Origin of the sequence: Microvirga aerilata (assembly GCF_016743775.1) — a bacterium.
Lineage (GTDB): Bacteria > Pseudomonadota > Alphaproteobacteria > Rhizobiales > Beijerinckiaceae > Microvirga > Microvirga aerilata.
This window is the reverse complement of the sequence record NZ_JAEQMY010000002.1, coordinates 104,410-116,230: the sequence shown is the minus strand read 5'-3', so window position 1 is coordinate 116,230 and position 11,821 is coordinate 104,410. Positions and strand designations below refer to the sequence as shown.

The window sequence follows — 11,821 nt, the reverse complement described above, 5'->3', positions numbered from 1 at the left end:
ACATGAGCAATCCCCGCACCATCCGCCTCTCCCCCGATGACAACGTGGCCATCGCCATCGACCTCGTGAACCAGGGCGCCAACACGGCCGGGCTGACCGCGCGGGAGCGTATCCTGCGCGGCCATAAAATGGCGGTGGAGCCGATTCGTGAGGGCGAGCCGATCCGGAAGTTCGGCCAGATCATCGGCTTTGCCAAAGCTCACATCGCGCCCGGTGAATGGGTGCACGAGCACAATGTCGGCCTGCACGACTTCGAGCGCGACTACGCTTTCTGCTCCGAGGCGCGGGACGACGAGCTTCTGCCGCTGGAGATGCAGGCGACCTTCCAGGGATACAGGCGCGCGTCCGGCCGAACGGGCACGCGCAACTACATCGGCATCCTGACCTCCGTGAACTGCTCGGCATCTGTTGCCCGCTTTGCGGCGGCCGAGGTGGAGCGGTCCGGTCTCCTCCGCGACTACCCCGGAATCGACGGCATCGTCGCCATCGTGCACGGCACGGGCTGCGGGCATGCCGCCTATGGCGAAGGCTTCGACATCCTGCGCCGCACCCAGTGGGGTTATGCCAGCCATCCCAACTTTGCCGGCGTGATCATGGTGGGACTCGGCTGCGAGGTGTTCCAGATCGGCCGGATGAAGCAGGAATACGGCCTGAAGGAAACCGACACCTTCAGAACGCTCACAATCCAGGAGACAGGCGGCACCCGGCGGACGGTGCAGGCTATCGTCGATGCGGTCAAGGACATGCTCCCGGTCGTGGCTAAAGCCCAGCGCGAGACTCGCCCCGCCTCGGAGCTGGTGCTCGCTCTCCAGTGCGGCGGCTCGGACGGTTACTCCGCCCTTACGGCAAACCCCGCGCTCGGCGTAGCCTCCGACCTGCTGGTTCGTCACGGCGGAGCGTCGATTCTTTCGGAAACGCCCGAGATCTATGGCGCCGAACACCTGCTCACCCGGCGCGCCGCATCGCGCGAAGTGGGCGAGAAGCTCGTCTCGCGCATTCGCTGGTGGGAGGCATATACTTCCCGCAATGGCGGTGAGATGAACAACAACCCGTCACCGGGCAACAAGGCAGGCGGGCTCACGACGATTCTCGAGAAATCCCTGGGCGCTGCAGCCAAGGGCGGGCGCTCCACGCTTCGCGCCGTCTACGAATATGCCGAGCCGGTCAAGGAGCATGGCTTCGTCTACATGGACACGCCAGGCTACGATCCTGTAGCGGCAACTGGCCAGGTAGCGGGTGGCGCAAACCTCATCGCGTTCACGACGGGCCGGGGATCGGCCTTCGGGTGCAAGCCCGTGCCGTCCCTGAAGCTGGCAACCAACTCCGATATCTACCGCCGCATGGTCGACGACATGGATATCAACTGCGGCGACATTCTCGATGGTGTCTCGCTCGACCAGAAAGGGGCCGAGATCTTCGAGATCCTGCTTCGGGTCGCGTCGGGAGAGCACACGAAATCCGAGGATCTCGGCTATGGCGATCTCGAATTCGTTCCTTGGCAGGTTGGCGCCGTGATGTGAGCCCAATCGGGTGACGCTCGCCCGAGAGCGTTCAACGCATCTATAACCGATCATAAAAAAGGCGGCCTCGAAGGCCGCCTTTCTGTTCGTTTCGAGTACTCGTTATTCGATGACCTGAATGACCTGACGGGTCTGCGGATCGACCAGCACGGTGCGGTCGTTCACAACCGTGTAGCGGTACTGGGTGCGCACACCCGCATCGGCCGGCAGAGCGTAGAGATCCACCGTTTGGGGCAGCGGGGCTCCAACGACGACCTGCTCCTGAACGCGCACGGACGGGGTGCGCTGGGTCACCACATATTGCTGGACCTGCGCCGCCTCGGGGGCAGCAAGCGTACCGCCGGCGATGGCGCCGACAGCGCCGCCAACGACGGCTCCGACGGGACCGCCCACGATGGCGCCCGTGACCGCACCGGTCGCAAGGCCGGCTCCGGCTCCGGCATTCTGGTTAGCCGTTTGAGCCTGGGCAGCGGCAGGAAGAGAAACAAGAGCCAATAGAGCAGCAGAAAAAACAAAACGCATTGTATGACCTCATTGATAACTGGAGATCAAACGCGAATCGCGGCCTATGCGTTCCAGTCTTCTATCAATTGCTTAAACGATTATTATTCGATATTATCACGATAAGTTAAAGTTCGTTAAAAAGATCTGGTAATGCAGATCGGTTCTATTATGCAGGCGTGTTCCTGCTGGCGGTTCGCCTCAAGAGTCCCCCTGCATATGTCATCGATCGTCATGCGGGTATGACGTCAGTGCGGTTGAGTATCGATCTGAATGGCTTCCAGGAATGGGAATTCCAGGATGATCTCGTCTGCCTGATCCTTCACCTCGATATGGGAGGAGGCCCAATTGATCGGCTGCTCGAACTTGGTCTGCATCAGGTTCTGGGCCATTGCCTTGGCCACTTCCCACGCCTGATCCGGATCTCTGAGGTCCTGACCATCAGGATCGCCGAGAACGTCGGAACCGATATGCACGTTGAAGAAGTAGCGCGGCATAGTCTTACCCGTCGTCATGAGAAATGCGCCAACGGCCTGCATAGCACATGCCTTGGCTGAAAGGCGCATCCGGATGGGTCGTGTCCAGCCTGTAAAAGAAAAGAGCCCGATGGCGCTTGGCCCCAGGCCCTTGAGTTTGTTGAGGAGAGAACCAACCCAGTCGATAGGACAACGGCTACGCTGCGTCAGGGTTCCTTCCGCTGTTGATCCCATGCGACCGTGAGGCAGTTCAGCGGCAGATTTCCCGTTGAACACGGACCTTGTCGCCCCAGCGGTTCACCCGCTCGGTTATGATGATCCTGCACGGCGGGCGGTAGCCTCTGTGCGGCTCGGCAAAGACGGGCCGCCTCCCGACGGGGATCTCGTGATATCTGTGTCCGTAGGGGCGCCCATGACGCCATTCCGGTACATCGCGTTCGAAGGAGCGGGCAGGACCGCGACGTTCGTAGCGTTCATCACGATAGCGGTGCTGGCGGTGTTCCAAAAACTCACCGCTGTAATCCGCGATGCGCTGAGGCGCGCCGTAGCCGCCGGCATGGATCGTCACATTCACGTCGGTCGCCTGAGCGGACGTGCCGATGACAAGAGTGGCAAGGCCGGCAAGTGCAATCTGTTTCAGGCCGAAGCTCATGGAAAAACTCCCTCAGGGACAACCTCATGATGAGGCGCCCGTTGATGGGGAGAATGCGGAATGCCCGTTGAAGCGCACCCTAACGAGGCATGCAGCTTCCGTTCATATCATCCAGCATTGCCGCAGCATGGAACATGGCCATGGCTTGCCGACGCCGCTGCCGGAACCTTGTCCTGACCAAAGCAAAAAAGAAGCGCCTCGAGGGGAGGCGCTTGAGTTACGATCCGTAGGGGCAAAGCTCGGATCGGGCAGCAATAGATAGGCTGTCAAAGGCCACAGAGCTAGTCTTCCCGATCTGCGCATTGATGGTACCCATTGTGTGCAGATTTATCTTGAGCGCCGTGGGCCAAATCAGATACGCCTTAGGCTCCGTAGGGGCACTATGGACCGAGGGCCGCGACCGGGACCGGACAAAGAGAACCGGCGCGGCCCTGCTCGCTTCGTGCTTGAATAAAGTAACGAAACGCCTGAGCGGTCTGGCCCCAGTCGGCCCCTAACGCTTTTCCAAGCCGTTTTTAACGTAGCCTCAATGATGTTCGTCTCATCTTTGCCTTGCTTTGCTTGACATTGATCTCGTCAAGGCCTCGGAAGCCACAAGGGTAGACCATGACGGACCACGATGAACTTGTTGAGCTGGTCGCTGAGGATCTCACTCAAAGCATCTCTCAGATGCTGATCGAGATGGGGGCCGACGAGGGACAGAGGTTCGCCAAGGAGGCCCTAATCGAGTTCGCCACCCAAACCCTCAAAGGTGCCCCCCAGGTGCATGGGATGGATCTCTCAGGGTTCACGGAGGGCGAAAGGCTGGCCGTGGCCGAGGCCTCCGCGCTGGTCCTGGCAACCATCCAGGCGGACACATCCAAGGTGCAATGAGGCGTCACGCCCTCCGCCCGGCCGCATGAAACATCGGGCGGCCTGCAAGCCATACATTCGAGGCCGGCCTCAGGCTATTGGCCCTGGGGCGCTTTGCTCATGAGGGTGGCTTTATCTAGGCACCCCGAAGACGGCGGCAATCCCTCAAGCTTGCAATCAGCATTGAAGAAGTAAGTTTCAAGCGATTACCATCGTCGATGCATCAGCATAGGCAATGAATGTTGGTTGCGTAATTGACGTACATTCATCGTCATGCGAGCATTCATTCTTATAAAGAAAAACAATCCAAAACAGATTCCATCGGGAGGACGCAATGCAGTTGAGGCAGCTTACGTTACTATCGGCAGTGAGTTGGATTGCAGGCACGGGTCTGGCCTTGTCGCAAGGCCAGACGCTGACGATCGCTACCGTCAACAATGCCGACATGATCATCATGCAGCGCCTGGCGCCCAAGTGGGAGCAGGCCACAGGCAACAAGCTGAATTGGGTGGTGCTCGAGGAGAACGTTCTTCGCCAACGTGCGACCACAGACATCGCCACCAAGGGCGGGCAGTTCGACATCATCACGATCGGGTCCTACGAGGCGCCGATCTGGGGCAAGCAGAACTGGCTGCTGCCCGTCGACGACCTCGGTGCCGACTACGATTATGCCGACATCATACCGTCCGTGAAGAACGGCTTGTCCTTCAACGGCAAGCTTTATGCCGTGCCATTTTATGCGGAGAGCTCGTTCACTTTCTACCGGAAGGACCTGTTCGAGCAAGCTGGCATCAAGATGCCCGACAAGCCCACTTACGATCAGATCGCCGAATATGCCGCGAAGCTGACGGACAAGTCCAAGGAGCAGTACGGCTTCTGCCAGCGCGGCAAGCCCGGCTGGGGCGAGAACATGGCCTTCATCGGCCCCATGGTGAATGCCTTCGGGGGGCGCTGGTTCAACGAGAAATGGGAGCCCCAGCTCACCACCGAGCCCTGGAAGAACGCGGTCAACTACTACGTCAAGAACATGAAGGAATATGGGCCTCCGGGCGCAACCGCGAACGGGCACAACGAGAACCGGGCGCTGTTTGCCACCGGCCATTGCGCCATGTGGGTGGATGCCACATCGGCCGCGGGCTACATCTACAACCCCAAGGAAAGCCAGGTTGCCGACAAGACGGCCTTCACGGCAGCGCCGATGCAGGTGACGAGCAACGGCTCCGGCTGGTTCTGGGCCTGGTCCCTCGGGATTCCGGCCTCCACGAAGAAGGCCGATGCGGCCAAGTCCTTCGTGAAATGGGCGACCTCGAAGGAGTACGTGACGCTGGTGGGCAACGAGGCCGGCTGGGTAGCGGCTCCTCCCGGGACGCGCAAGTCGACTTACGACAATCCGGAGTACCAGAAGGCCGCGCCCTTCGCGAAGGTTGTCTACGAGTCGATCGTCAATGCCGACCTGACCAAGCCGACCAAGGATCCGGTGCCCTATATCGGCATCCAGTATGTGGCGATCCCAGAGTTCCAGGGCATCGGCACGGCCGTGGGCCAGCAGATCGCGGCGGCGCTGGCCGGCCAGGTGACGGTGGAACAGGCTTTGGAAACGGCCCAGCGCTCGACCGAGCGGACCATGAAGCAGGCCGGTTACCCGAAGTAGGCTAGCAGCCGTACAATCGGCAGGCACGCATGCCTGCCGATTGTTCCCTCCAGCCGCGAGCAGTCCCGATGGTAAGCACCACAACCAGTGCCCCCGTGCCCAGTGCCACGGCTGCCGCAGGCGAACGCAGCCAGCGCAACGTCAAAACGCTGCCCTTGGTCGCGCCGTCGGTGGTCATCCTGTTCCTCTGGATGATCGTGCCGCTGGCCATGACCCTGTGGTTCTCGTTCCAGTACTACAACCTGCTCGATCCGTCGGTCGGCGGCTTTGCGGGGTTTGAGAACTACACGTTCCTGCTGACCGATCCGTCCCTCTTGACGGCCATGATGAATACCCTGTTCCTGGTCTTCTGGGTGCTGGTGATCACCGTAGGCTTCGGCACCCTGCTGGCCGTTTTGTTCGACCAGGATTTCTATGGGCGCGGCATCGCGCGTCTGCTCGCCATTGCGCCGTTCTTCGTCATGCCGACGGTGAGCGCCCTGGTGTGGAAGAACATGCTGATGCACCCGGTCAACGGGCTGTTCGCGTTCTTCGCCCGCTCCCTCGGCCTTCCGGCCATCGATTTCTTCGGCAGCTTCCCGCTGACCTCCGTCATCATCATCGTGGCGTGGCAGTGGCTGCCCTTCGCGCTGCTCATCCTGCTCACGGCCATCCAGTCGCTTGACAGCGAGCAGAAGGAGGCGGCGCGCATGGATGGGGCAGGGCCGTTCTCGATGTTCTTCTTCATCATCCTGCCGCATCTCGGCCGCGCCATCAGCGTGGTCATCATGATCGAGACCATCTTCCTGCTGTCGGTGTTCGCCGAGATCTACGTCACCACCTCGGGCGGTCCTGGCCTTGCTTCGACCAATCTGGCCTTCCTGATCTACCTGCGGGCCCTGCGCGAATACGACGTCGGGGGCGCATCCGCGGCCGGCATCATCGCGGTGATCCTCGCCAACATCGTGGCGATCTTCCTCGTTCGCTCCATTGCCAAGAACATCGCCGATTAAGGAGTGCGCATGCATCCCAGAACCCGCGAAAAGCTTATTCTCACGGTGGTCGGCTGGTTCGCCGCAGGACTGATCTTCTTCCCGATTTTCTGGATGGTGCTCACCAGCTTCAAGACCGAGGTCGAGGCGGTGGCGACCCCGCCCAAGCTCTTCTTCACCCCGACCCTCGAGAACTACATCACCGTTCGCGAACGGGCCGATTACGTCCACTTCGCGATCAACAGCATCGTCATCTCCGTTGGCGCAACGCTGCTGGCGACCCTCATCGCCGTGCCGGCGGCCTATGCCATGGCGTTCTTTCCGGGCAAGCGGACGAAAGACCTGCTGCTCTGGATGCTGTCCACCAAGATGATGCCGGCGGTCGGCGTCCTGATTCCGATCTACCTCCTGTTTCGTGACACGGGCGCCATCGACACCCGCTGGGGCCTCATCGTGGTCTATACGCTCATGAACCTGCCGATCGTGGTCTGGATGCTCTATACCTTCTTCAAGGAGGTGCCGAAGGACATTCTCGAGGCCGGCCGCATGGACGGAGCCAAGCCGAAGCAAGAGGTCTGGATGCTTCTCCTGCCCCTGTCGCTGCCCGGCATCGCCTCGACGGCGTTGCTCTCCATCATCCTGTGCTGGAACGAGGCGTTCTGGAGCCTCAACCTGACGACCTCGCAGGCAGCGCCACTCACCACTTTCATCGCCTCGTTCTCCGCGCCTGAAGGCTTGTTTTGGGCCAAGCTCTCGGCTGCCTCCACCATCGCCATTGCGCCCATTCTGGTCTTCGGCTGGATGAGCCAGCGCCAGCTGGTGCGCGGCCTGACTTTCGGCGCCGTCAAGTAAACGGGAAGGGTGCTATGTCGACCATCGTACTCAAGGGCATTCAGAAGAGCTACGGCGCGGTGCAGGTCATCAAGGGGGTCGATCTCTCCATCGACGACCGGGAGTTCTGCGTGTTCGTCGGCCCATCGGGATGCGGAAAATCGACCCTGCTGCGGATGATCGCAGGCCTGGAGGAGATTACCGCCGGCGATCTTCTGATCGACGGGCAGCGGGTCAACGATGTTCCGCCCTCCGAGAGGGGGCTCGCGATGGTGTTCCAGTCCTACGCGCTCTACCCGCACATGTCGGTGGCGGACAACATGGGATTCTCCCTGCGGCTTGCGGGCGTTCCCAAGGACGAGCGCCGCGCGAAGGTGGCCGAGGCTGCCCGCATCCTTCACCTTGACAAGCTGCTCGACCGCAAGCCCAAGGAACTGTCAGGCGGACAAAGGCAGCGCGTCGCAATCGGCCGGGCAATCGTGCGCAAGCCGAGGGTCTTCCTGTTCGACGAGCCGCTGTCGAACCTCGATGCCTCCTTGAGGGTTCAGATGCGCATCGAGCTCGCCCGCCTGCACGATGAGCTGGCCGCGACCATGATCTACGTCACGCACGACCAGATCGAGGCCATGACCATGGCGGACAAGATCGTGGTGCTGCAGAGCGGCATCGTCGAGCAGGCCGGCACTCCGTTGGAGCTCTACCACCATCCCAGAAACCTGTTCGTGGCAGGCTTCATCGGCAGCCCGAAGATGAATTTCCTTCCTGCCAAAGTCACGGGTGTTTCGGACGCCGCCACCACCGTCGAGCTTGCCGGCGGAGCCGGTCTGTCGGTTCCGGTCCGGGCCGGCGGTCAGAAGGTGGGAGATGCGGTAACCCTTGGGGTGCGGCCCGAGCATATGAGGCTGGCCGGGGAGGGCGAGCTTCACGGCGAGGTCATGGTGGTCGAGCGGCTGGGCGGCGAAACCTTCCTCTACACGCAGCTCAAGGAAGGCACGATGCTGATCGTGCAGGCGGATGGAGAGATCCCGACCGGCGTGCACGAGCGCATTGCGATCAAGCTCGATCCGGCTGCCTGCCACCTGTTCGATAGCCAAGGCCTGGCCATCGAGCGCATGCAGCGCCATCCCCTGGCCAACCTGCGCCGATTGCCGACCCGCAAGGCGAGCTAGAGCCTTCGGTTCATGAGGCGGGCCATGGTCTCGAGGCGTTTCGACTACATCGTCGTGGGCGGCGGCAGCGCAGGATGCGTCGTGGCGAGCCGCCTCGTGGCCGAGCACGGCGCCCGCGTCCTGCTCGTCGAAGCCGGGCCGCGCCGCGCCAGCCGCATCCTTGCGATGCCCGCAGGGTACATGAAGTTCCTTGCCCGGGAGACTTACCTGACCATGCACCGGGTCATCCCGCAGCCGCAGCTTGGGGGGCGGGCCCCCATTGTTCCGCAGGCGAAGGTGCTGGGCGGCGGCAGCGCGGTCAACGCCATGGTCTATATCCGGGGCCAGGCGGCGGACTACGACCGGTGGGACGAGGCCCTGGGCGGAGCCGGATGGAGCTACAGGGATCTACTGCCTTATTTCATCAGGCAGGAAGGCAACGATCACCTCGGCGGGCCCTATCACGGGGTTGGCGGTCCCCTGAAGGTCTCGCATCTCGGGCAGCATTCCGCCATGAGCCGCGCCTTCGTGCAGGCCATGCAGGCGAGAGGCATCCCCTACACGGCCGATTTCAACGGCGCCCGGCAGGACGGCGTCGGCTTCATGCAGCACACCATCGACTGGGCGGCGCGGCGGCGGTGCAGCGCGGTCGATGCTTTTCTGGGTCCCGTTCTGTCCAATCCGAAGCTCACCCTGGAGACCGAGGCGACCGTCACCCGCATCCATCTGGAGAAGGGCCGGGCGACGGGGGTGGAGTTGCAGGGCCGAGGGGGGCGGACGACGGCTTTCGCCGATGCGGAGGTGATCCTCGCCGCCGGCACGTACATGACCCCGAAGCTCCTGATGCTGTCAGGGATCGGGCCATCGGACGAGCTGTCCCGTCACGGGATACAGGTTGAGGCCGATCTGCCGGGCGTCGGTCGAAATCTGCAGGATCATCACGAGGTTCCGGTCGTTGCGACAACCTCCGGCGCCTTCGGTTATTTCGGGCAGGATCGCGGGCTGGCGATGCTGAGCAACGGCCTGCAATACGTGATGTTCAAGTCGGGAGCAGTAACCACCACGGGTGTGGAGGCCTGCGCGTTCATCGATCCCGATGGCAACGAGCGGCCGACGATTCAGCTCTATTGCGTGCCGACGGTCTATCTCGACCGCGACGTCTCTGGCGTGGAGCCGACTCATGGCGTGACGTTGAACCCGTGCCTGCTGCGCCCGAAGGCGCGGGGGGCGGTGCGGCTCGCATCGGCCGATCCCGCCGCGATGCCGCTGGTCGACCCGCAATTCTTCGGCGATCCGGACGACCTGCGCCTCACCATAGCCGGTTTGCGCTACGCCCGAGAGGTCCTGGCGACGAGCCCAGTCCGCGAGATGGTGCACGCGGAGATTTTCCCTGGGCCCGAGACCGCTTCGGATGAGGATCTTGCCGCTCACTGCCGAAAAACCGTGAAGACGAACTATCACCCGGTGGGCACCTGCCGCATGGGCCGTGCGAACGATCCCCATGCTGTCGTTACGTCGGATCTTGCGGTCCGCGGCGTTCAGGGGCTACGGGTCGTCGATGCATCCATCATGCCCACGATCCCCAGCGGCAACACCAATGCGCCGGTGCTCGCCATCGCAGACAAGGCCGTCGACATCATCATAGGATCATCCCGCATGAACGATGAACCGATGGCCGCTTCGCCGAAACACATCCCTTCCCTGTTCCATTAGGTCAATCTGCCATGAGCCAGAGCCTGAATCTTGCCAATCTCGCGAATCTGCCTTCGGCCATCGCCCGGCCGAACTACGCTCGCGAGGCGCTCCGTCCCGGCATCCTGCATATCGGCGTCGGCAACTTCCACCGCGCCCACCAGGCGGTTTACCTGGACGACCTGTTCAACGCCGGCAAGGACCACGATTGGGCCTTGATCGGCGCAGGCATCCGTTCCGGCGACCGGGCAATGCGCCAGGCGCTCGAACCTCAGGATTGGCTCACCACCGTGGTCGAACTCGAGCCCGGCGTCGATGTCGCCCGTGTGACCGGTTCCATGGTAGGGTTCGTGCCTGTGGGCGAGGATGGGCGCGCCATCGTCGATGCCCTCGACGGTCCGGGCCTGCGGATCGTGTCACTGACCGTCACGGAGGGCGGCTATTGCATCGACCCGGCGACCGGAGCTTTCAATCCCGAGCACCCGGACATCGTCCATGACGCGGCCCACATGGATGCTCCCAGGGGTGTCTTCGGTGTTCTTCTGGCAGCGCTTAGGCGCCGACGCGACGGGGGACTTGCGCCCTTCACGGTGATGTCCTGCGACAACATCCCCCATAACGGACAGGTGGCGCGGGATGCCGTGGCAGGGCTTGCCGATCTCGTCGATCCCGCGCTGGCAGCCTTCGTACGCGAACAGGTGGCATTCCCCAACAGCATGGTCGACCGCATCACGCCGGCAACCACGGACCGGGAGCGCGCCATCCTTTCCGAACGCTTCGGCATCCAGGACAACTGGCCCGTCTTCTGCGAGCCGTTTCGTCAATGGGTTCTGGAGGATAACTTCCCGACGGGCCGGCCGGCCCTGGAGGAGGTGGGCGTCACCTTCACGCCTCACGTGGCGGCGTTCGAGCTGATGAAGCTGCGCATCCTCAATGGCGGCCACGCGGCCATCGCTTATCCGGCTGGGCTTCTGGGGATTCATTTCGTCCATGACGCCATGGCGGATCCGCTGGTGAGCGGCTTCCTCGACAGGCTGGAGACCGAGGAGATCATCCCTCATGTGCCGCCGGTTCCGGGCGTCGATCTTCAAGACTATTACCGGCTCATCGCGAGCCGCTTCGCCAATCCGGGCGTGGGGGACACGATCCCGCGTCTCGCTCAGGACGGCTCGAACCGGCAACCCAAATTCATCCTGCCGTCGACCCGGGATCGCCTGAAGGCGGGCGCCGATGTGACGGGCCTTGCCCTGGAATCGGCCCTGTGGTGCCGCTACTGCGCCGGCACCACCGATGCGGGCGAGCCCTTCACCCTCGACGACCCGAACGCCGCCCGCCTGACGCCCGCCGCCCTGGCCGCGAAGGACGATCCTTCCGCCTTCCTGGCCCTGCGCGACATCTTCGGGGACATCGCGGATGCCTCGCTCTTCCGCTCCCGGTTCGAGACGGCGCTGAAGAGCCTTTGGCGTGATGGCACCCGCGCCACCCTGCAGCGCTATCTGAACGCGGATGGCTGAGCCTTCCTGCTCG

At 62.5% G+C, this 11,821-nt stretch carries 11 protein-coding genes; 8 read left to right on the top strand and 3 right to left on the bottom strand.

The window, feature by feature from the left end; genetic code table 11:
* Window positions 1–2: 2 nt before the first annotated feature.
* Window positions 3–1,520, top strand: a complete 1,518-nt coding sequence (locus JKG68_RS02340; protein ID WP_202055487.1) for a D-arabinonate dehydratase — start codon at window positions 3–5, stop codon at window positions 1,518–1,520.
* Between the two features lie 102 nt (window positions 1,521–1,622).
* Here JKG68_RS02340 and JKG68_RS02335 read toward each other — a convergent pair whose 3' ends face one another.
* From JKG68_RS02335 to JKG68_RS02325, 3 genes are all read right to left on the bottom strand, one after another.
* Complete coding sequence (locus JKG68_RS02335; RefSeq protein ID WP_202055486.1) at window positions 1,623–2,042, bottom strand: DUF1236 domain-containing protein; 420 nt, start codon at window positions 2,040–2,042, stop codon at window positions 1,623–1,625.
* Window positions 2,043–2,269: 227 nt separating this feature from the next.
* Window positions 2,270–2,773: a DUF6894 family protein gene (locus tag JKG68_RS33190; RefSeq protein WP_246515022.1), complete on the bottom strand. Its 504-nt coding sequence runs from the start codon at window positions 2,771–2,773 to the stop codon at window positions 2,270–2,272.
* Entirely contained in the window at window positions 2,748–3,149 is a 402-nt protein-coding gene (locus JKG68_RS02325) for a hypothetical protein (RefSeq protein ID WP_202055485.1), read from the bottom strand. The genes JKG68_RS33190 and JKG68_RS02325 overlap by 26 nt, the downstream gene beginning before the upstream one ends.
* Before the next feature lie 606 nt (window positions 3,150–3,755).
* Between JKG68_RS02325 and JKG68_RS02320 the strand changes: the two genes are divergently transcribed.
* The 7 genes from JKG68_RS02320 to JKG68_RS02290 all read left to right on the top strand — a co-directional run bounded on the left by JKG68_RS02320 (window position 3,756) and on the right by JKG68_RS02290 (window position 11,808).
* On the top strand, window positions 3,756–4,022 hold the full coding sequence (locus JKG68_RS02320) for a hypothetical protein (protein WP_202055484.1): 267 nt from the start codon (window positions 3,756–3,758) through the stop codon (window positions 4,020–4,022).
* A 313-nt stretch (window positions 4,023–4,335) separates the two neighbouring features.
* A complete protein-coding gene (locus tag JKG68_RS02315) occupies window positions 4,336–5,652 on the top strand; it encodes an ABC transporter substrate-binding protein (RefSeq protein ID WP_202055483.1) in 1,317 nt (438 codons plus the stop codon).
* Window positions 5,653–5,720: 68 nt separating this feature from the next.
* Entirely contained in the window at window positions 5,721–6,644 is a 924-nt protein-coding gene (locus tag JKG68_RS02310; RefSeq protein WP_202055482.1) for a carbohydrate ABC transporter permease, read from the top strand.
* A 9-nt stretch (window positions 6,645–6,653) separates the two neighbouring features.
* Complete coding sequence (locus JKG68_RS02305) at window positions 6,654–7,475, top strand: carbohydrate ABC transporter permease (protein ID WP_202055481.1); 822 nt, start codon at window positions 6,654–6,656, stop codon at window positions 7,473–7,475.
* Between the two features lie 14 nt (window positions 7,476–7,489).
* Window positions 7,490–8,623: an ABC transporter ATP-binding protein gene (locus JKG68_RS02300; RefSeq protein WP_202055480.1), complete on the top strand. Its 1,134-nt coding sequence runs from the start codon at window positions 7,490–7,492 to the stop codon at window positions 8,621–8,623.
* 24 nt (window positions 8,624–8,647) lie between these two features.
* Window positions 8,648–10,315 carry a GMC family oxidoreductase gene (locus JKG68_RS02295; RefSeq protein ID WP_202055479.1) on the top strand — a complete coding sequence of 556 codons (1,668 nt, stop codon included), beginning with the start codon at window positions 8,648–8,650 and terminating at the stop codon, window positions 10,313–10,315.
* Between the two features lie 11 nt (window positions 10,316–10,326).
* On the top strand, window positions 10,327–11,808 hold the full coding sequence (locus tag JKG68_RS02290) for a mannitol dehydrogenase family protein (protein WP_202055478.1): 1,482 nt from the start codon (window positions 10,327–10,329) through the stop codon (window positions 11,806–11,808).
* The last annotated feature ends 13 nt before the right edge of the window (window positions 11,809–11,821 follow it).